This is a genomic window from Bacillus massilinigeriensis, assembly GCF_900111815.1.
In the GTDB taxonomy this organism is placed as follows: Bacteria; Bacillota; Bacilli; order Bacillales; family Cytobacillaceae; genus Mesobacillus_C; species Mesobacillus_C mediterraneensis.
This window is the reverse complement of record NZ_LT630004.1, coordinates 653,149-672,645: the sequence shown is the minus strand read 5'-3', so window position 1 is coordinate 672,645 and position 19,497 is coordinate 653,149. Positions and strand designations below refer to the sequence as shown.

The window sequence follows — 19,497 nt, the reverse complement described above, 5'->3', positions numbered from 1 at the left end:
TCGTCCTCTTGATACAATCTATGGGACAGGAAGGTGGTTTAGAACTAGTCCAAATTAATGAAGTCTTAGTTTATGACGAAGCTCTCCCCTAGAAAAACCATCTCTCCACCAGACATCAACGTATTTTTCACAGAGACTGTAGAGCGATTCGGATGCAGGTCCTTCTTCTCCATTCCCCCAGAACAGGAAAAAGTTGTACAACGTATCGACTAAGTGCAGCTCTTCCTCACTACAGCGAAGCTTGGCGGAGTCAGCCTGCTCTCCATGATAGCCAAACCTCCCAAATCGGGCGCCAAGTAAAAAAGCTTCAATGGCAACATCGTAGCATGCTTCCTCTATTCCTTTATTCATGACAAGCCCCGTGACAAGGCGTGAAGAGCCAAAGCATCCTTTCACTCTTTCCTGAAGTTTTTTCAACGACAGTTCGCGAAGCATAGATCGCTCATATTTGATTTGCTTTTCCCGTTTCTTCTCTTTAAAAGTCGTTACGACATTCAAACTGCTCACCCCTTAAACGTAGTTTTCAACACGTCCCTTGCTAACATTCCCTAAGTCCACGGGATTCCATTTCCAGTTTTCACACGTTTTGCAAGCTGAGTTTGATCAAACGATTGATTAATGGTAAGAACTTGTTAATAACTCTCTCGAGGTGAATGATTCCGCACAAACGTACCGCACTTCAACCCCAAAAGAGTAACTGCAAGCGACTCTTTTTACTAAACCGATACCCGTAAGATGCGCTGGGACTGGGTTTGGTTGATTTATCGCTGATGGTGGTTGATTTCTTCCTATACTTGAGCGATTTCTCCGCAATGTTGGTTGATTCCGCCACGAACTTGGTTGATAACTCTCCAGAGGTGATTGATTCTGCACAAACGTACCGCACTTCACCCAAAAGAGTAACTGAATGCGACTCTTTTTACTAAACCGATACCCGAAAGATGCGCTGGGACTGGGTTTGGTTGATTTATCGCTGATGGTGGTTGATTTCTCCTGCGACTTGAGCGATTTCTCCGCAATGTTGGTTGATTACTCGCTCAACCTGGTTGATAAATCTTCCGAGGTGATTGATTCCGCAATCTAATACCCCGCTACACCTGCAAAAGAGTAACTGCAAGCGACTCTTTTTACTAAACCGATACCCGAAAGATGCGCTGGGACTGGGTTTGGTTGATTTATCGCTGATGGTGGTTGATTTCTCCTGCGACTTGAGCGATTTCTCCGCAATGTTGGTTGATTCCGCCACGAACTTGGTTGATAACTCTCCCCAGGTGAATGATTCCGCACAACGTATCCCGCTCCACCCCCAAAAGAGTAACTGCAAGCGACTCTTTTTACTAAACCGATACCCGTAAGATGCGCTGGGACTGGGTTTGGTTGATTTATCGCTGATGGTGGTTGATTTCTTCCTATACTTGAGCGATTTCTCCGCAATGTTGGTTGATTCCGCCACGAACTTGGTTGATAACTCCCCAGGCAGGTGATTCCACACAAACGTACCGCACTTCACCCAAAAGAGTAACTGAATGCGACTCTTTTTACTAAACCGATACCCGTAAGATGCGCTGGGACTGGGTTTGGTTGATTTATCGCTGATGGTGGTTGATTTCTCCTGCGACTTGAGCGATTTTTCCGCAATGTTGGTTGATTCCGCCACGAACTTGGTTGATAACTCTCCAGAGGTGATTGATTCTGCACAAACGTACCGCACTTCACCCAAAAGAGTAACTGAATGCGACTCTTTTTACTAAACCCGTTATCCGAAAGATGCGCTGGGACTGGGTTTGGTTGATTTATCGCTGATGGTGGTTGATTTCTCCTGCGACTTGAGCGATTTCTCCGCAATGTTGGTTGATTCCGCACAAACTGGGTTGATAAGCCTCCCCACACATCTGTTTCCACACTTCAGTACCGCACTTCAACCCCAAAAGAAAACTGAAAAAAGGTTGCCACAGTTCCACGGCAGCCTCCATTATAGATATCAAACGCGCATACACCTTTCACGTAAACACCCTCGCGCTGCAAAACTTACAACCATTGTTGGGCTTCTTCTTCACTCACGCCTCGGATCGATTGGTATGCTGCCCGCAAAATTTTTACAACATCGGGGGCCATTTTGCTGCCGCCCCCACAAACGTAGAGACGTCTACCCTGCCGGTTAAAACACGGTAATTCCAATATTTATGTTAAAATACGATTAAAGGATTGTTCAAGGAGGATGACCATGAAAGAAGGATGGGCGAATTTAATGAAGGGGATAGAAGGTGTTGGCGGTAAACTTTACTTAACGGAAGATCATCTTATCCATAAAAGTCATGCGATCAATATTCAAACAGGAGAGGTTCATATCCCGCTGCTTGAAATCGAGGACGTTTCGTTTTATAACAACAAGCTCTTGTTTTTCACCATAAAAAACGGCCTGAAAGTGACGACAGCGAATCAAAGGGTCTATAAATTTGTGATAAATAAGCGCGATGCCTGGAAAAGAGAAATTGAGGAACAAATCGACGTGCTGAAAAAAACAAAGCATGCTGATTTGCTCTAATTCGAGTTACAACAAAAAAGACTATGGGGGCTGGAACAATCTCATATGATTGGAAAAAAGTTGACCATGTACAACTAGCTGGGCCAAAAGGTTGTGAAGATCAAGCAAGAGATACATCGAAGCATTACAATCATACTTAATCAAAAACAACATTGAGGTGACTGTCGGTGATAAGCTGCCAGGTGCCTCAAGATTTTATCTCTCAGATCCTTTCGGCAATCGGTTAGAGTTTTTAGAGTGGATATAAAGAAAAAAGTTTTATGTGGCAAGAGGGGGACTCTTACTGCATAAAACTTTTTTCTTTTATTCAGGTTTATCCATCACTGCAAAGTAGTTCTCTTCACTATCCGCAAAGTTAAATACCCTACCCGACGGCATATTGACGATTTCTCCGACAGTAATATTTTTATCTGAAAGGTCTTTATGTAATTGCTCAAAATTGCCTGAGAAGAACATTAAAGAAGGTGTCCCAAGATTAAGCCCTGGAGACATTTTAGAAATCAGTTCCTTGTTGTGCAAGATGATACTTGTTTCCGAATCCTTTGTTGGGGCAATTTCAATCCATCTCATTCCCTGACCGTTATCCTCTTCAGAAATTACCGTAAAACCTACTTTGTTTGTCCAAAAATCCACTGCCTGATCTTGATCATTGACATACAGCATAACCTGACCGAGATTTCGAATCACACTAGTCCACTCTCCCTTCCCTTGTATTTAACAGTATAACAGCAATCAATATGTTTTAATGAATATTCAATAAATTAATTTTGCTACTTGGAAGCAGACCTTAAAATCCCCATTGCCAATAGCCCCGTTTTATCATTCAAACGGGGCTATACATTACTCATATTTCCCTTTTATTAAAAAGACCGACAGCACCAATCATAAACCCAATTATCAGCAGACAAGAAATCGCGATTGAAATACGTAAATCAGTAAAGTCTAATTCGCCGGTCAGCAGCAGCATATTTTCCGAGACAAGTTTGAATGGACTTATTTTTTTCACCTTTGGAATGATATTGATGAGCATAAGCAATATCGTAAAACCACCGGTCGTTAGAAGTGCGCCGTATATATTTGCAAACAAAACACTGCCGAAGAACATGACTGCGTTCAACAATATCCCGAATAACCACATACTAAAAGCTGCTAGATAGAGGTTTGGCAGCTCCCCAGGCAACAAATACAACGTATAACCATACGTCACACCAAAGCACAGAGCATAACTTAGCGTCCAAATAATCGAGGTGACAGAAAATTTTGATAAAATCACCGTTTTTCTTGATAAACCTTTTGTCAGCATATTCACAAGAGTGCCCTTTGAAAGCTCGGTTGCCATAACGCCGCTGTACACGATGATAAATACGATAATCTGCGTCGACATATTCTTATAAAACTGCGCCCACGAGTCTAGTGCGCTTGGGTCCTGAAGAGCAATTGTCATCCCATCTGGCATGAAAGATGATAACAGCTCAGGCATTATCTTGGCCATTACGGGATTGAGCATACCGAACAGCAAAAATACTGCAGTGATGATCAGGAGCTTATAGGTTCTTACACTTTCAGTAAGTTCTTTATTTGCAAAGGCAATAAAAGCGTTCACTTCACCACCTCCATAAACAAGCTTTCAAGTGTAGGTTCTAAAATCTCCACTCTTTCGGGATAAATTTTTAAAGTGGAAAAAGCATCATAGATTTGGCCTTGTACCTTGGCAATATTATCTGATTGAATGGTGACGGTCCGTTCTTTTCGTTCGAAGTTTCTGCATGATTCACGAACACTTTCATTGCCGAAAAATCGGTCAAGATCCGCGGTCGATGCAAACTCAATAAGGATGGTGTCATGCCGGCGGCTTTGTTTTAGATCTGTCAATGTGCCGTTTAACACGATGCTGCCATTGTGCAGTACCGCCGCGTGATCACAAATACGCTCCACGTCAGAAAGAATATGTGTAGAAAAAACAATCGTCGTCTTCCCCTTCACCGACAGCAGTATATCAAGAATTTCTTTTCTGCCGATAGGATCAAGTGCTGAAGTTGGCTCATCACAAATAAGCAGCTTTGGTTCATTTAAGAGTGCCTGTGCAATGCCAAGCCGCTGTTTCATTCCACGAGAAAAACCGCCAATTCTTTTATTGGCTTGATCCAGCCCCACAAGCGATAACAGTTCCTCAGATTTTTCCTTCGTGCGCTTACGATCAAGTCCTGTGATTTTTCCGCAAAGCGATAAATACTCGGCAGGCTTCATATAGCCGTAAAACTCCGGAACATCGGGCAGAAAACCTATGTGGCGATTCGTCTTCGTTTCACCGTAGCTCACCGTTTCGCCACACACAGAGATGCTGCCGCTATTAGGCTTCAACAGTCCCAGCACCATTTTCATCGTAGTTGTTTTTCCTGACCCGTTCTGCCCTAAAAAACCGTAAATTGTGCCCTCTGGAACAGAAAAAGTTAAATTATTGATGATTTTATGCTCACCGAAGCTCTTGTTAAGGTTTTGGATCGATAAGATACTCATTCTTCCCCTCTCCCAAATACAAAGTAAACAATTGGGCCGATTATCTGCACGAATAAGACAATGACGATCCACATAGGCTTATTTCCGAATTTGTAATGCGGGTGGCGCAGCACATGAAAAAGTGCCGTCAAGGCAAGCCCCAATTCAATCAGAACAATCGGAATCAGAAACGGCATATACTCTATTAATTCTTCCATCCTATTAGCCTCCTAGAACAGCTGATAATTTTCCAACTATGTTTTTGTACTTGCGGTGATCGGATAAAGCGGCAAATGCGGGATTGTTCGTCACACTCTCGACAATGCTTCTTTTAATTGTTTTATCATTTCGAGGAGCTTCAACACCTAAGTCTAACTCAGAAAGCCAACCATCAATTTTGTCAAAAAAGCTGTCGCCATGTAAGATGATTGGAAAAATACTGCCTACTGCCAGATCACAGTATTTTTGAAGTGCTGATAAAGCTTTTTCCGTGTCGTCTTGCATCACGAATATTCCTGCCATCGTCAGGTAGATGGCTAGCATTGTTGAAGGGTGCAGTTTTTCGACTTCGAATTCATCAGCGATGGACGTAATGCGCGCAATAATGGTATTTGCTTTTTCAGCATCAGCACCTTCCAGTTGCAAAAGGCTTAATAGGTTTTGGAGAATGCTCAAAAGATTTTGATATACACCTACTTGCAATATTTCATTTGCCTTGTCTTGTTGGTTATCCATTGCATATCCCATTGATAAAAGATTGCATTCATTTAACATCGGAGAATTGGAGTCTTCCAATAACTCAATGATTTTTGCACCATCAGACAGGAAATAAGAACATGCTGCTTCCATAAGATTGGCCTGCTTGCATAATTTAAAATCATTGCTTTCTGATTTTACACGTAAGAATATCTCCATCGCTTCACGAATGAGCGAAGGCCGGTTCGTTTCCTCTGCTAACGTATGGTGGTTAACTATTAATGCCCCCATTTGAAAAAGCAATGGGAAGCAGGAATAATATTTTCTTATTGTTTCCCGGATTTCCTTCATCATGTCGTCAAAGGATTTTTCGGTAAATTCTTTGGATAAACGGATATACAGCTTGCGGATATCTTCCTTTATCATTTGAGGTTGATAATTGATCAACTCATCAACGGAGATATTGAAGTATGCGGCGAGCTGCGGCAAAAAGACAATGTCCGGATAGCTATGCCCTGTTTCCCATTTTGAAACCGAAGCTTTGGAAACCCCAATATAATTCGCTAGCGCCTCTTGCGTCACACCTTTTTCCTTCCGCTTAGAAACCAATGTTGCAGCAATATTTAATTCGCTCAATCTCCCTCACCCCCTCTATAAATCATTATATTCCTTTCTTTAAATAAACCAATGGATTGCTAGTTAACTTTGGGTAATAAAGTTAACCAGAGGGAAACAATGTTATAGGAATGCTTTTGCTTGAAAAACAATGGAGGCATTTAAATGCCTAAGCTTTTTAGGGGGATTTTGGCTTCATAAAGAGTAATTGGAAACAATCTGGAAGCTACTGTAGATAAATTCTAGTTTACCGTAGATAAAATGTGAATCACCGTACATAAATTGCTGTTTACCGTAGATAAATCGTCGATTACCGTAGATATCCTTATTGCAGTGGCATCCGGGCAAGCAGAAGACAGTTGTATAATCGGTTCCACACGCCAAACTATTCAAAAACTTTAGCTGCATCACCAAAAACCATCCCTTTTCCCCTCAAAAAACCAATCAAAATGACAATTTTTAAGGTTTAGAGTCTCGCGCGAGGAATACTGCGTGAGCAATCGCCTATAGACCCTCCGGCATGTCCCGCGGAAAAGCTGCTTGTCCTTTCCTCGGAAAAAAACAAAACCAATCTATACAATTTGTACAGATTGGTTTTGTTTTTATAAAGATAGAATACGCTTTTCGCCTTCGATCTCTTTGATTGGCGTAATATTTTGCGTGAATTCAAGTGTACCCATGTATGTCCCTTTTTCATCGCGGACGGCGAAATAACGGATATAAATATATTTGTCTTTGAATTGAATCCAGAAATCCTCGCTGTCCTTTACACCCGATTTGAAATCTTGCAATAGTTGCTCCACAACGTGAACACTTTTCGGCGGATGACAGTTTTGCACCGTTCTTCCGATAACCGCTTTCGTTCTTGTGAAGATACGTTCTTTCCCATGAGAAAAATAGCGTACAACATCATCTTGGTCAATGAATGTAATATCAACAGGCAAATGGTTTAGCATAAGTTCCAATTGTTCAATCGACAAAATGCCGGTTTCCATACGGATAAATCCTTCCGAAATGGTCGTATCAGCCAACGCTTGTCTTTCTGGCTTCCATTCGGCTACGGAATCAATCAAACAAAAGCCGATAACATCACTTTCATAAGCGATTTTTCCCCATTCATCCTCCGTTAAATGCTGAAGTGCCATCGGGAATAAAATGTTTTCTTCTTTGAAAATCATTTCCGTCACTTCGCGAATCACGATTTCCATCGTGTCGATTACATGCTGCTTGTCTTCTTTTTTGTAGTGAGTCAAAGCCTGTTTAGCAGCTTTAATCGCGTCACGAATGCGGTCATCTACTCCCCACATGACTTGCGTAGGCCCTAGAATACCGTACTTTTCTAAAAAGGGGAGCAACAAATTTTCCTTACGGCTATAATGCTTGTCGATATCAAGCAATAAATTCAAGTCTTCAATCATCTTGTAGATATGTTCTTCCTCATCGCCTTTCTTGAAACGGTCAAAATGCAGTTGAATTTTGAAATTCACCAGGAGATCAATTTCCTTATTTTCTCGCTTGAATGTATGAACAGGATGCCCTGGCTGATCTTCCGGTCTTTCTGAACGATGAATTTCTTCAATGGAACCTTTGAAGATGGCGGTATGCACCGAACAAAGACGTTGTACCTCCGCAACCGGAATGCCCTCTTCTTCCATCAATGCATGTTCTAATTGCGAAATTTCTTCCACGGTAATGCTTCCTACTGCCTTTTCAAATCGCCCTTTTACTTCCTCCACACTGCGGCCATTATGCAATTCTTTAATGATTTCTTTTAGTAGCTCTTGACGTTCTGGTTTCGTTAATGATTGTTGTTCACGATTATTAATAAACTCGCTCATCAGTTATCCTCCGTTACTCTTTAATAGAAAATCCATGACGTTCAAAGGCACTGATTGCCGTTTGCAACGAAATACCTTTCATGCGACAACCTTTTGGCAATGTCATAACCCGGCCCGCAGATTGCAGCATCCCGGGCTTCGAAATATGGTCAAAACCGAGTTCACTCATGATTGTGATTATTTCAGGATATTGATTATACAGTTCATAAATAGTTTGATTGATATCGATTACTTTTGTCATCGTCTCACCTCATCTATTAAAACTGTAACATCTTGATACAGAGAAAAATGTGATGCAGATCACAAAAAGAAAATCCAGAAACAAGTAAAATAAAACATATCAGTTCGCTCGTTTTATCGTTTAAACATATGACATAACGAAAGATAACAATTTTATTGAGGAGGTAACGGAGCAAGTGCAGTGTCTACAGTGTAATCGCAAGTATTGCCTATCTGCTGTACCGATTTTTCAATCTTTAAAACCCAACGAAATGATGGAGCTTTCCCCCATCATGACACATAAAACATACAAAAAAGGAGAAGTTATTTTTTTTGCTGGTGATTTGAGCAACCATTTATTTATCGTCCGTCAAGGTACTGTCAAAATAACACACGTATTCGAGGATGGACGTGAGCAAGTCGTCCGCATCATTCAGGCAGGCGATTTTTTCGGCGAATTGGCTCTGTTCCGTAATAACCCGTTAACATCAAATGCCGAAGCGATCGAGGCGACCGAAGTCTGTATACTGCAAGGCTACGCATTTAAAGACATCATCGCCAAAATACCAAGCTTGCAGTTCAACATGCTCAATCAGCTCAGCGAGAGGCTGGAAAAAGCAGAATTCCGACTTAGTCGATTGAACACCCAAGATGTCGGACAACGATTGGCTTCCTTCCTGCTGCAATGCAGTGAAAACAGTGAGCATGAAACGTTCAAACTCCCCGTTAATAAAACAGACACGGCATCGATGCTAGGAGCATCCAGGGAAACACTCAGCCGAAAACTTTCCTTTTTTCACCAAAAAGGCTATATTGCATTATCAGGCCGGCAAATACGTATTTGCGATAGAGAAGCATTAGAAAAACTGCTTATATAGCGTTAAGGCTAGTCTGTTTATTTTCCTTTCTTCGCCACCATAATCAACGCCGGTGCATCGTTATTATATGCTTTTAAAGCAAAATTCCCGTATGCAGTGATGGATTCAAATCCGCACGCTTCCAATAATGGGCGCAACTGCGCTTCGGTAGCCGGATACAACGAAATGGTGTTAGTTTGGGCACGCTCTTTTGTGGAGAGCGTCGTCGTGAACAATATCTTCTCGCCATCTCGTTTATACTGGCGTTCAAATAAAAAGCCCTCTTTTTCAATAACCGGGAAAACAAAATCCTTCTTATCAAAATTCACGATTTGAAAAATAAAGACGCCTTTCGTCTCCAATTTATCAAACGTTTGTTGAAAAAAGGTGCGCATTTCCTCCATATCATTCAAGTGAACAAGCGTGTTGCCGATACAATAAATTCCTTGAAATGTTCCATCAACCGTATCAAGTTGCTGCATCGTATCCGTCGTAACGCTGATTGGAAGCTGTTGAGCTTGGGCCTTCAGACGGACTTGTTCCGCCATGCCCTTCTCTGGCTCCATCGCTGTTAGGCGGAAACCTTTCTTGGCAAGAGAAACTGCCATGTTCCCCGTCCCTGCTCCTACATCTAAAATAGAAGCTCCCACTTTGAAATGATCTGCCAAAAAGGCGAGTGTTTTTTCGTTTGCAGGAAAAATATCATCATAATAAGGTGTTAATGTTTTGTAGAAAGACATCATCACATTCTCCTTTCTATCAATCAAAGACTCCAATATTTCCGAGACTTGTTCTTATATTACTGTTTCCATCCTAAAACATTGAATTGTGTAAGGTTGAAAAAATCATCCTCAACATGACTATACAGTATTTTTCAAGCAAAAAATGTGACCTGGGACACATTATAAAAGGGAAATGTCAGGCCACATTTGGATATGACAAAAACCCTCTCCCGAAAGTTCGGAAAAGGGTGTACCTTTTAAAATCCACTATGTAAATATTAGCGCCTAGTCTTGTTGTATCTTGATTTTCATGCTCCTTGAGCAGTAGGCTAATCAGCTGTTTTCCTATTCAATTAAGGTGGTGGTTTTATAAAAAAGGTTGATCATTTTTTATCTGTGCTGATGTACAATCACTAGGTGATTTGTTCTCAAATTCAAATTTAGCTGTCTGTGCAAAGGTTAGACTCTTAGCGAGCCACGGAACCCCCTGGCAGCATAGTAAGAGTCCGCACCGTTATGATACACGAAGACATGCCCGAAGCGACGATCGCAAAAAAGCGCACCACCCAGTTCTCTAATATCAGCCGGTGTTTGTACCCAGCTAGACGTTTTCATATCGAAGTTTTCAAGTTGCTGTAACGCTCGATATTGTTCTTCCGTTAATAGTTCAATGCCCATGTCAGCCGCCATATCAATAGCGTTATTATCTGGTTTATGTTTTTTCCTTGACTCCAGTGCTTCACGGTCGTAACAAACACTTCTGCGACCTTTAGGACTTTCCGCTGAACAATCATAAAAAATGTATTCGTCCTTCTTTTTATCATAACCAACAACATCCGGTTCTCCACCGGTTACTTCCATTTCATTGAGCCGCCACAGTTTTTCAGGATTAGCATCCAGCTTTGCTTGAACATTAGCCCATTCCACACCTTCATGGCGGTGCATGCTTTTTTCAAAACGGGCTTTTAATTTTCTGAGTAATTCTTCACGTTGTTCTAGTGACAACTCCTTTTTATTGCTCACTGTCATGTTAGTTTCCCCCTTATTATTTTTACTCATAATCGTTTAAGTCTATATAAATATTTGCCTTATAATTATCATAGTTGTGTAAGTTCAGTTTACCAATAAGTTTTATGATGTAGTAATTTCATTCCGCATTATCTGGCCTGATTTTTGAAAAGAAACTCAAAAAAGGCCATAGATGAAAGGAACAAGTGCTAGTACAGCACAACCTATTCCAAAAGTTAATACGACCTTATACAAGTCTTTTTTCTCTTTATTGTCTACTCTTACCAAGTCAACCCCCCATAACTGTTTGTTTCGGAAAAAGTTGGTTACTCCAATGGAACAATGCTGTATACACGAGTTTTCTACTAATCATTGTAACCCGTCAATCCACCCGAATGCCACCCAAACTGGAACGGAGAGAATGAAATCGAGATTGAATACGAGAATAGAACCGCGTCTATATGAAATACCAGCGGTTTGCAATGCGCTTCCTACGCATTCAGCACGTTAACGATGCTTTGCTTTGGCAGTCCGTATCCGTTGTTTATCGTGGGCGGGTACAAATAGGCATCCTTAAAATATTGGCGTAAGACCACAATGGATATTTACACTCATGTGACCGATGAAGCGAAAGAGAAAACAGCCGAGATGTTCCAGAAGTACATGCATGGAATTTTAGCTGCTTTTTCTAATACTATTTTAATGTTAGTTATTTCGCTTGAACATTTTTTTAAATAAAAAAACTAATCCAACTATCGCTAAGCCTGTAATAATGATTCCTGGAACTCCAAAACTAGTTAACATAAATAAAGTCTCCTTTAATTTTATTTTGGGTTGTTTGTAAAACTACTGCAAGAATGTTTAACTGAAACTCCGCACCAAGTTGAGGCATAAGCTACAATCGCAGTATACCTCTTTGTTGAGTTTAGTAAAGTGTTTTTCCCCCTCTGCTAGGATAGATGTCGTACGATACTTTAGTGTTATAGTTAGATAAATAACACATAGGTCGATCAATATGAAAGAGAATAACAGCGTTTGATTTTCGTTGGAACAAAAAGAGAGGGTTTCTTATAAAATACATGACGCATTTTTTTCCATTTCTTCCGATCGTAGTCGTGCCAACTGGATTGAACCCGTCTCCTTACACCATCGAGCGCCCAATAGATGTCGGACAAAGTGAAACCTGTCGGCCACAATAACTGGCTTCCCAAGCGCTTGTTTGACAGCTGCTTTAAAGGATTGACGTGCCGCACCTCCTGAAGATTCTCCGTATGCATATAAATATGCAGTGCGATATCTCATGCAGAAGGGTGGGACATAAAAAAACCCTTTCCCGAAAGTTCAGAAAAGGGTTTGAAACGTTGATATTTAGGCAATATTAACGTTTTGAGAACTGAGGTGCACGACGAGCGCCTTTAAGACCGTATTTTTTACGTTCTTTCATACGAGCGTCACGAGTCAGAAGACCTGCACTCTTAAGGGATGGACGGTATTCTGGATCAACTTGAAGCAATGCACGAGCGATGCCGTGGCGGATTGCGCCAGCTTGACCAGTGTAGCCGCCGCCATGTACGTTGACAAGAATGTCATAGCTGCCAAGAGTTTCAGTAGCTACAAGTGGTTGTTTAACCACTTCACGCAATGCTGCGAATGGGATATAGTCTTCGATTTCACGACCATTGATGATGATTTTACCGTCGCCAGGTACTAGGCGAACCCTTGCAACGGAGCTCTTACGACGACCGGTACCGATATATTGAACCTGTGCCAAGTTAATAACCTCCTTAATAATTATCCGCGAAGTTCGTAAACTTCAGGTTGTTGTGCCTGATGTGGATGCTCGTTTCCAGCATATACATTCAGTTTTTTGAACATTTGACGTCCAAGAGAGTTCTTTGGAAGCATGCCTTTGATAGCAAGCTCAAGCATTTTTGTAGGGTAGTTCGTACGCATTTCCAAAGCAGTTCTTTGCTTTAGTCCGCCTGGGTGCATAGAGTGGCGGTAGTAGATTTTGTCAGTCAATTTCTTGCCAGTAAGTTCGATCTTTGAAGCATTGATGATGATGACATGATCTCCAGTATCTACATGTGGAGTGAAAGTCGGCTTATGTTTACCGCGCAAAATGGATGCAACTTCGCTTGCAAGGCGACCAAGAGTTTGGCCTTCTGCATCGATGACATACCATTTACGCTCGATATTCTTGGCATTTGCCATAAACGTTGAACGCATGAGTGTCCCTCCTGTTAATTAAAAAAAATCCTATTTTCATTACGGTCGATATATTTTACACAGATAAGGCTTTCCGGGGCTTATCGTGGGTTTAAAATACATACATATGATATGATATATCCTTATGTCCAGATTGTCAACACCAGGATTAGTTGTCATAGTATTTTTTCCGAAATTGCTAGTAGAAAACTTCCCAAAGATATAATCCGTTACCAGGGGCAGTCTTCCCGGCTGCGGAACGGTCTCGTCTTTCGAGCACTTCTGTCAGTTCCTCTGGAGCACGTTCTCCTGAGCCTACTTCAAGCAGCGTTCCAGTTAAAATCCTCACCATGTTGTAGAGGAATCCGTTGCCCCTGAAGCAGAGTACAAACCCGTCATCACCTTCGATAAGTTCGATCTCCTCCAATGTCCGTACCCTGTCCTCTACTTCTGTCTTCGCAGAGCAAAAGCTTGTGAAATCATGCGTACCTGTCAAAAACGGAATGGCTTCTCGGATTCTCTCAAGAGCCAGCGGGTAAGGAAACTGATAGCTGTAATTTCGCTTAAAAGGGTCGCGCGTTTTGCCGCGATGAATGAAGTAGCGATACTCCTTCCCCACTGCATCAAAGCGCGCATGGAAATCAGGGGAAACGGCTTTTGAATGCTGAATGGCGATATCAGGAGGCAGCAGCGAATTGAGCGCTGGTATCCACCTGTCTTCTGGTAGGCCCAAGGGCGTGTTAAAGTGGATGACCTGTCCCTTGGCATGGACGCCAGCATCCGTACGGCCCGAGGCGAATACTCGCACATCATGGCCTTTGTGGATTTTCACAAGCGCTGCCTCCAGTTCACTTTGGACCGTGCGCTTTCCCGGCTGAACCTGATAACCGGCAAAATTTGTCCCATCATAGGCGACGATGCATTTAATTCTTTTCACCATCTATCAGCCCCTGAACACTACTAATAAAATCGTCAATGCACCAAGCAAGAGCAGCATGCCTGTATCGGCAAACGTCCAGCTCAGCTGTCTGTACTTTGTCCTGCCTTCGCCGCCCCTGTAACCGCGCGCCTCCATGGCGATAGCAAGCTCTTCTGCCCTCTTGAAGGAGCTGACGAACAACGGGATTAAAAGCGGGACGATAGCCTTCAGTCTATCCTTGACCGGGCCGCTTGTGTACTCGACACCACGCGCCATTTGCGCCTTCATGATTTTATCCGTCTCCTGCATCAGCGTTGGGATGAAGCGGAGTGAGATGGACATCATCAGTGCAAGTTCATGGACTGGGAAGCGGATTTTTTTCAGCGGTCCAAGCAAGCTCTCCAGCCCGTCCGTAATTTCAATAGGTGTCGTCGTAAGCGTCAGAAGAGACGTAACGATAATCAACAAGAGAAACCGAAGTGAAATATAGATACCTTGCCGGATTCCTTCCTCATAGATTGCATAGCTCCCAATCTTAAAAAACGGATCGCCGCCTTTTGTGAAAAAGAAATGCAGGAGGAACGTAAATAATACAAGCCATAGCACCGGCTTCAGTCCGGCAATCAAGAATCTTGCAGGGATCTTCGACATTCCTGCAAGAAAAAGAGTATAGACACCTAGAATTATATAAGTCCATGGGTTATTGGCCAAAAAGACAATACAGACATATAAAAAGATAAGAATAAGCTTCGATCGCGGGTCCATCCGGTGCAGCACGGAATCAGCTGGTACATAGCGGCCGAATAAAACTTTATCCATCATGGAGGCCAGCCCCCTTCAGCACTCGCGCTACCTCGTCGGTAAGCTCTTCTGCCGTCAGACAGATTTTGCCGAGCTTCCGGCCGAACGCCTTCTCGAACTTCAGTTGAAACCGGACGACCTCCGGCACATCAAGTCCCATATCAACAAGGATTTGCGGCGACGAGAAAATCTCTATCGGGCTCCCTTTCTTGTAAACGGAGCCTTTTTGCATAATGAAGATATCATCCGCATAATGAGCAGCATCTTCCATGCTGTGTGTCACTAGTACAGTCGAAATCCTGTTTTCATGATGGAGCCTGTAGAACAAGTCCATAATTTCTTTCCGTCCGCGGGGATCAAGCCCTGCTGTTGGTTCATCAAGAACAATCACCTCTGGCTTCATCGCCAAAACTCCTGCTATTGCAACGCGGCGCATTTGCCCTCCGGATAAGTCGAATGGTGATTTTTCAAGAATGCTTGCATCGAGCCCAACCTGGCGAATTGCAACCGCAGCACGCTCTTTCGCTTCGCTCTCAGAAACGCCGAAGTTAAGCGGACCGAACATAATATCCTTTTCGACTGTTTCCTCAAAAAGCTGATGCTCCGGGAATTGGAAGACAATACCGACTTTTTCTCTGACTGCCTTCAAATTCTTTTCTTTCCTGCCAGCCCTGATTTCCCTGCTACCGAGCAGAACGGTTCCTTTTGTCGGTTTCAGCAAGGCATTCAAATGCTGAAGGACGGTCGATTTTCCCGAGCCTGTGTGGCCGATGATGGCGACATATGCACCGCTTGGGATATTAATTGAAACATCCGAGAGTGCGAGCCGCTCAAACGGTGTATCCGCCTGATAGCGGTATTCTACATTGAGCAGTGAGATGTCCATAGCTCTGCCACCAACTCTTCTTCACTTAAAAACTGCCTGGAAAGATCAATCCCCTTCTCACGCAGCATCTTGCTTATTTTTACAGGGAATGGTATGTCCAGCCCCAGGCGAATTAACTCTTCAGCAAGCCGGAAAACTTCCTCCGGAGTGCCTGAACGGTACACTTTTCCTCTGTTCATCACGATAATTCGGTCTGCTTTCGCTGCTTCTTCGAGGTCATGGGTTATCGAAAGAACAGTGAGGTTTTCCCTTTCCTTCAATTCCAATACCGTCTGGAACACTTCTTCCCTTCCGCGGGGATCCAGCATGGATGTTGCTTCATCCAGCACGATGATGGCCGGACGCAATGCGAGTATGCCTGCAATCGCGACGCGCTGCTTTTGCCCTCCAGAAAGATGGTGCGGCTCTTGATCGAGAAATTGGTCCATCTTTACCTTGCTTAAGGCGTCTTTGACCCGCTCCCTCATTTCCACCGGGGGAATGCCGCCGTTTTCCAGACCAAAAGCCACATCATCCTGCACCGTTGTCCCGACAAACTGATTATCGGGGTTTTGGAATACCATGCCGATTGACTTTCGGATTTCCCAGATGCTCTCTTCGTTTAATTCATGTCCGCATACCATGACACTGCCATGCTGCGGGAACAGAAGGCCGTTCAGTATCCTTGCAAGGGTAGATTTCCCTGACCCATTGTGGCCGACAATTGCAAGCCACTCCCCTTCCTGCACTTCAAGGCTGACATCCTTCAATGCAGGTGTTTCCTGGTCATCGTATTGATACGTAACATGCTCTAGCTTCACCAGCTGCTTTGCCATCCTCTTCTCCACTCCTTGAGACAATCTATGCTCTGCTTCAGGACACTTCTCCATCATAACGGATGAATAAAAAAATGTCCGTTCTCCTCTATTTTCAGACTGCTGAAAAAATGTTTAGATACAAAAAAAGCCTGCACCTTTTCCCAGCGGAAACGGCTTCCGCTAATAACGCACATCCTGAAGGAGGATGGGGAAAAGGTGCATGAGCTAGACGAGACGAACAGGTAAGCCAGACAAGTAGCAGCCGGCAGACCTTTTGCAGTACTTCGCTCATCGTAACGCTCGTTTGGCCTGAGTTGCTTCATTCGTCGATGCAATTATGAAAAAAGGGGATGAAACAAGTTTGTCAAAACTGTCCATCTCCCTTGTTTTGAATGAAAAAGTATTAAACTAGCTCAATGATGACCATTGGTGCACCGTCACCGCGGCGTGGTCCGAGCTTCATGATGCGAGTGTATCCGCCTTGACGCTCAGCGTAGCGTGGAGCTACATCAGCGAAAAGCTTTTGAAGTGCATCTTGCTTCGTTTCAGCGTTAGCAATTTCATTGCGGATCCAAGATGCAGCTTGACGACGTGCATGAAGATCTCCGCGCTTTCCAAGGGTAATCATTTTTTCAACGACTGAACGCAATTCCTTCGCGCGAGTTTCAGTTGTTTCGATACGCTCATTTATGATTAAATCAGTTGTCAAGTCACGAAGCATCGCTTTACGCTGCGCACTTGTACGGCCTAGCTTTCTGTATGCCATGAGTGTTTCCCTCCTTTGTTGAAGTTATGAACCAGCTTTTTTGCTTCGCAGCAAAACGCCCAAGTAAGGTGAATCTATCAGTCATCCTTACGAAGGCCTAAGCCTAGCTCTTCTAATTTTGCCTTTACTTCTTCCAATGACTTTCTGCCTAGGTTGCGAACTTTCATCATATCTTCTTCCGTCTTATGAGCAAGCTCTTGAACGGTATTGATTCCGGCACGCTTCAGGCAGTTATAAGAACGAACAGAAAGATCTAGTTCCTCGATTGTCATCTCAAGAACTTTTTCTTTTTGATCTTCTTCTTTTTCTACCATGATCTCCGCATTTTGAGCTTCATCAGTCAATCCGACAAATATATTCAAATGTTCTGTGAGGATTTTTGCACCAAGCGCGATTGCTTCTTTCGGTCCTGTGCTTCCATCCGTCCAAACATCGAATGTCAATTTATCATAGTTGGTCATTTGGCCGACACGAGTGTTTTCAACCTGGTAAGATACACGAGATACCGGTGTATAGATTGAATCGATCGGAATGACACCGATTGGCTGGTCTTCTCGCTTGTTTTGATCAGCAGGTGTATAACCACGGCCTCTTCTTGCAGTCAAGCGCATGCGCAATGACCCTTTGCTTGAAAGAGTAGCAATATGAAGATCGGGATTTAAGATCTCGACATCGCTGTCGTGTGTGATGTTGCCTGCCTTGACGGCACCTTCGCCCTGAATATCGATTTCCAGTGTCTTCTCTTCGTCAGAGTAAATTTTTAACGCCAGCTTCTTAACATTCAGGATGATGGATGTAACATCTTCCACGACGCCTTCAATTGTAGAGAACTCATGAAGTACACCATCGATTTGAATCGACGTAACAGCGGCACCTGGAAGTGAGGATAAAAGGATACGACGTAAGGAGTTACCCAAAGTTGTACCATATCCACGCTCAAGCGGTTCTACGACAAACTTGCCGTATTTGGCATCATCGCTGATCTCAATCGTTTCGATTTTTGGTTTTTCTATTTCGATCATCAAATATACCCTCCTTCAAAACGTCGAAACCCCGGCAGGATAGTCCTTGCCGTAAGTCCCCATGTATACGTTCCCGTCTGTGCACAACAACTGGACAACTCTCTGTATATAGAAATATACGTATCATAACCCATTATAGACAGGGATACAAATTCTATACAGAAAAATTAAACACGGCGACGTTTTGGTGGGCGGCAGCCGTTATGAGGAACTGGAGTTACGTCTCTGATTGCAGTAACTTCGAGGCCTGCTGCCTGAAGGGCACGGATTGCTGCTTCGCGGCCAGCACCTGGTCCTTTTACTGTTACTTCAAGAGTTTTCATGCCATGTTCCATGGAAGTCTTAGCTGCTGTTTCTGCTGCCATTTGAGCAGCAAATGGAGTAGATTTACGGGAACCTCTGAATCCAAGCGCACCTGCACTTGACCATGAGATAGCATTCCCATGTACATCTGTGATAGTTACGATAGTGTTGTTGAAAGTTGAACGAATATGTGCAACTCCCGCCTCAATATTCTTTTTCACACGGCGCTTGCGTGTATTAGTTTTACGAGCCATTCTAATGTTTACCTCCTTTACCGATTATTTTTTCTTGTTAGCTACAGTCTTACGAGGACCCTTACGCGTACGAGCGTTGTTCTTCGTGTTTTGGCCACGGACAGGAAGACCGCGACGGTGACGAAGACCACGGTAAGAACCGATTTCCATCAAACGTTTGATGTTAAGGGATACTTCACGACGAAGGTCGCCTTCTACTTTTAGCTTGTCAACGATTTCACGGATTTTGTTCAATTCGTCTTCTGTAAGATCGCGAACGCGAGTGTCTTCAGAAACACCAGCTTCAGCAAGGATCTTTTCAGCAGTTGGTCTGCCGATCCCGAAAATATAAGTCAATGAAATAACTACACGCTTTTCACGTGGAATATCTACACCAGCAATACGTGCCATTAAAGTGCACCTCCTTCAATATTAGCCTTGTTTTTGTTTATGTTTAGGGTTTTCACAGATCACCATAACTTTACCTTTTCTGCGGATAACTTTGCATTTTTCGCAGATCGGTTTAACCGATGGTCTCACTTTCATTACTCTAACCTCCCTGATAG

Annotated in this window: 25 protein-coding genes and 1 pseudogene; 3 read left to right on the top strand and 23 right to left on the bottom strand. The window is 43.2% G+C overall.

Annotated features, from left to right (window positions below; genetic code table 11):
• Nucleotides 1–54: 54 nt before the first annotated feature.
• Both BQ5796_RS03615 and BQ5796_RS03610 read right to left on the bottom strand, forming a co-directional pair.
• Entirely contained in the window at nt 55–498 is a 444-nt protein-coding gene (locus tag BQ5796_RS03615; RefSeq protein WP_071458992.1) for a YbaK family protein, read from the bottom strand.
• 469 nt (nt 499–967) lie between these two features.
• Nucleotides 968–1,720: a hypothetical protein gene (locus BQ5796_RS03610; RefSeq protein WP_141769925.1), complete on the bottom strand. Its 753-nt coding sequence runs from the start codon at nt 1,718–1,720 to the stop codon at nt 968–970.
• Between the two features lie 504 nt (nt 1,721–2,224).
• Here BQ5796_RS03610 and BQ5796_RS03600 point away from each other — a divergent pair.
• Nucleotides 2,225–2,545 carry a GRAM domain-containing protein gene (locus BQ5796_RS03600; RefSeq protein ID WP_159430975.1) on the top strand — a complete coding sequence of 107 codons (321 nt, stop codon included), beginning with the start codon at nt 2,225–2,227 and terminating at the stop codon, nt 2,543–2,545.
• A gap of 303 nt (nt 2,546–2,848) precedes the next feature.
• On the opposite strand, the gene BQ5796_RS03595 is transcribed toward BQ5796_RS03600, so the two are convergent.
• The 7 genes from BQ5796_RS03595 to BQ5796_RS03565 all read right to left on the bottom strand — a co-directional run bounded on the left by BQ5796_RS03595 (nt 2,849) and on the right by BQ5796_RS03565 (nt 8,431).
• The gene (locus BQ5796_RS03595) at nt 2,849–3,232 is read right to left on the bottom strand and encodes a VOC family protein (protein ID WP_071458988.1); all 384 of its coding nucleotides are present in this window, start codon (nt 3,230–3,232) and stop codon (nt 2,849–2,851) included.
• 157 nt (nt 3,233–3,389) lie between these two features.
• On the bottom strand, nt 3,390–4,148 hold the full coding sequence (locus BQ5796_RS03590; protein WP_071458987.1) for an ABC transporter permease subunit: 759 nt from the start codon (nt 4,146–4,148) through the stop codon (nt 3,390–3,392).
• Nucleotides 4,145–5,062, bottom strand: coding sequence for an ABC transporter ATP-binding protein (locus BQ5796_RS03585; RefSeq protein ID WP_071458986.1), 918 nt, complete (start codon nt 5,060–5,062; stop codon nt 4,145–4,147). The genes BQ5796_RS03590 and BQ5796_RS03585 overlap by 4 nt, the downstream gene beginning before the upstream one ends.
• On the bottom strand, nt 5,059–5,259 hold the full coding sequence (locus BQ5796_RS03580) for a PLDc N-terminal domain-containing protein (RefSeq protein ID WP_071458985.1): 201 nt from the start codon (nt 5,257–5,259) through the stop codon (nt 5,059–5,061). The genes BQ5796_RS03585 and BQ5796_RS03580 overlap by 4 nt, the downstream gene beginning before the upstream one ends.
• 4 nt (nt 5,260–5,263) lie before the next feature.
• Nucleotides 5,264–6,373, bottom strand: a complete 1,110-nt coding sequence (locus tag BQ5796_RS03575; protein WP_071458984.1) for a helix-turn-helix domain-containing protein — start codon at nt 6,371–6,373, stop codon at nt 5,264–5,266.
• Between the two features lie 581 nt (nt 6,374–6,954).
• A complete protein-coding gene (locus BQ5796_RS03570) occupies nt 6,955–8,190 on the bottom strand; it encodes a DUF438 domain-containing protein (RefSeq protein WP_071458983.1) in 1,236 nt (411 codons plus the stop codon).
• Between the two features lie 13 nt (nt 8,191–8,203).
• Nucleotides 8,204–8,431, bottom strand: coding sequence for a DUF1858 domain-containing protein (locus BQ5796_RS03565; RefSeq protein WP_071458982.1), 228 nt, complete (start codon nt 8,429–8,431; stop codon nt 8,204–8,206).
• Between the two features lie 175 nt (nt 8,432–8,606).
• On the opposite strand from BQ5796_RS03565, the gene BQ5796_RS03560 reads away from it, so the two are divergent.
• Nucleotides 8,607–9,287 carry a Crp/Fnr family transcriptional regulator gene (locus BQ5796_RS03560; RefSeq protein ID WP_071458981.1) on the top strand — a complete coding sequence of 227 codons (681 nt, stop codon included), beginning with the start codon at nt 8,607–8,609 and terminating at the stop codon, nt 9,285–9,287.
• A gap of 17 nt (nt 9,288–9,304) precedes the next feature.
• Here the strand turns inward: BQ5796_RS03560 and BQ5796_RS03555 are convergent, their stop codons facing one another.
• Together BQ5796_RS03555 and BQ5796_RS03550 are read right to left on the bottom strand one after the other, a co-directional pair.
• Nucleotides 9,305–10,006, bottom strand: coding sequence for a class I SAM-dependent methyltransferase (locus BQ5796_RS03555; RefSeq protein WP_071458980.1), 702 nt, complete (start codon nt 10,004–10,006; stop codon nt 9,305–9,307).
• A gap of 441 nt (nt 10,007–10,447) precedes the next feature.
• Nucleotides 10,448–11,017, bottom strand: a complete 570-nt coding sequence (locus BQ5796_RS03550; protein WP_200792860.1) for a DUF4256 domain-containing protein — start codon at nt 11,015–11,017, stop codon at nt 10,448–10,450.
• Nucleotides 11,018–11,593: 576 nt separating this feature from the next.
• Between BQ5796_RS03550 and BQ5796_RS18045 the strand changes: the two genes are divergently transcribed.
• Nucleotides 11,594–11,734, top strand: coding sequence for a hypothetical protein (locus BQ5796_RS18045; protein WP_159430974.1), 141 nt, complete (start codon nt 11,594–11,596; stop codon nt 11,732–11,734).
• A 326-nt stretch (nt 11,735–12,060) separates the two neighbouring features.
• Here BQ5796_RS18045 and BQ5796_RS17795 read toward each other — a convergent pair.
• From BQ5796_RS17795 to rpmJ, 12 genes and pseudogenes are all read right to left on the bottom strand, one after another.
• Nucleotides 12,061–12,235, bottom strand: a pseudogene (locus tag BQ5796_RS17795) (transposase); the annotation flags it as partial.
• Between the two features lie 139 nt (nt 12,236–12,374).
• Nucleotides 12,375–12,767 (bottom strand): 30S ribosomal protein S9, encoded by a 393-nt coding sequence (rpsI, locus tag BQ5796_RS03545; protein ID WP_071458978.1) that lies wholly within the window; start codon nt 12,765–12,767, stop codon nt 12,375–12,377.
• A gap of 20 nt (nt 12,768–12,787) precedes the next feature.
• On the bottom strand, nt 12,788–13,225 hold the full coding sequence (gene rplM / locus BQ5796_RS03540; protein ID WP_071458977.1) for a 50S ribosomal protein L13: 438 nt from the start codon (nt 13,223–13,225) through the stop codon (nt 12,788–12,790).
• A 178-nt stretch (nt 13,226–13,403) separates the two neighbouring features.
• Nucleotides 13,404–14,141, bottom strand: a complete 738-nt coding sequence (gene truA / locus BQ5796_RS03535; RefSeq protein WP_071461129.1) for a tRNA pseudouridine(38-40) synthase TruA — start codon at nt 14,139–14,141, stop codon at nt 13,404–13,406.
• 6 nt (nt 14,142–14,147) lie between these two features.
• Nucleotides 14,148–14,945, bottom strand: a complete 798-nt coding sequence (locus BQ5796_RS03530) for an energy-coupling factor transporter transmembrane component T family protein (protein WP_071458976.1) — start codon at nt 14,943–14,945, stop codon at nt 14,148–14,150.
• Nucleotides 14,935–15,810, bottom strand: a complete 876-nt coding sequence (locus BQ5796_RS03525; protein WP_071458975.1) for an energy-coupling factor ABC transporter ATP-binding protein — start codon at nt 15,808–15,810, stop codon at nt 14,935–14,937. Before BQ5796_RS03525 ends, BQ5796_RS03530 begins: the two co-directional genes overlap by 11 nt.
• A complete protein-coding gene (locus BQ5796_RS03520; RefSeq protein ID WP_071458974.1) occupies nt 15,786–16,625 on the bottom strand; it encodes an energy-coupling factor ABC transporter ATP-binding protein in 840 nt (279 codons plus the stop codon). Before BQ5796_RS03520 ends, BQ5796_RS03525 begins: the two co-directional genes overlap by 25 nt.
• Before the next feature lie 385 nt (nt 16,626–17,010).
• Nucleotides 17,011–17,373: a 50S ribosomal protein L17 gene (gene rplQ, locus BQ5796_RS03515; RefSeq protein ID WP_071458973.1), complete on the bottom strand. Its 363-nt coding sequence runs from the start codon at nt 17,371–17,373 to the stop codon at nt 17,011–17,013.
• Nucleotides 17,374–17,450: 77 nt separating this feature from the next.
• Nucleotides 17,451–18,395 (bottom strand): DNA-directed RNA polymerase subunit alpha, encoded by a 945-nt coding sequence (locus tag BQ5796_RS03510; protein ID WP_071458972.1) that lies wholly within the window; start codon nt 18,393–18,395, stop codon nt 17,451–17,453.
• 167 nt (nt 18,396–18,562) lie between these two features.
• Entirely contained in the window at nt 18,563–18,952 is a 390-nt protein-coding gene (gene rpsK / locus BQ5796_RS03505; protein WP_071458971.1) for a 30S ribosomal protein S11, read from the bottom strand.
• Nucleotides 18,953–18,976: 24 nt separating this feature from the next.
• The gene (gene rpsM, locus BQ5796_RS03500) at nt 18,977–19,342 is read right to left on the bottom strand and encodes a 30S ribosomal protein S13 (RefSeq protein WP_071458970.1); all 366 of its coding nucleotides are present in this window, start codon (nt 19,340–19,342) and stop codon (nt 18,977–18,979) included.
• Nucleotides 19,343–19,363: 21 nt separating this feature from the next.
• A complete protein-coding gene (gene rpmJ, locus BQ5796_RS03495) occupies nt 19,364–19,477 on the bottom strand; it encodes a 50S ribosomal protein L36 (protein WP_003156543.1) in 114 nt (37 codons plus the stop codon).
• Between the last annotated feature and the right edge of the window lie 20 nt (nt 19,478–19,497).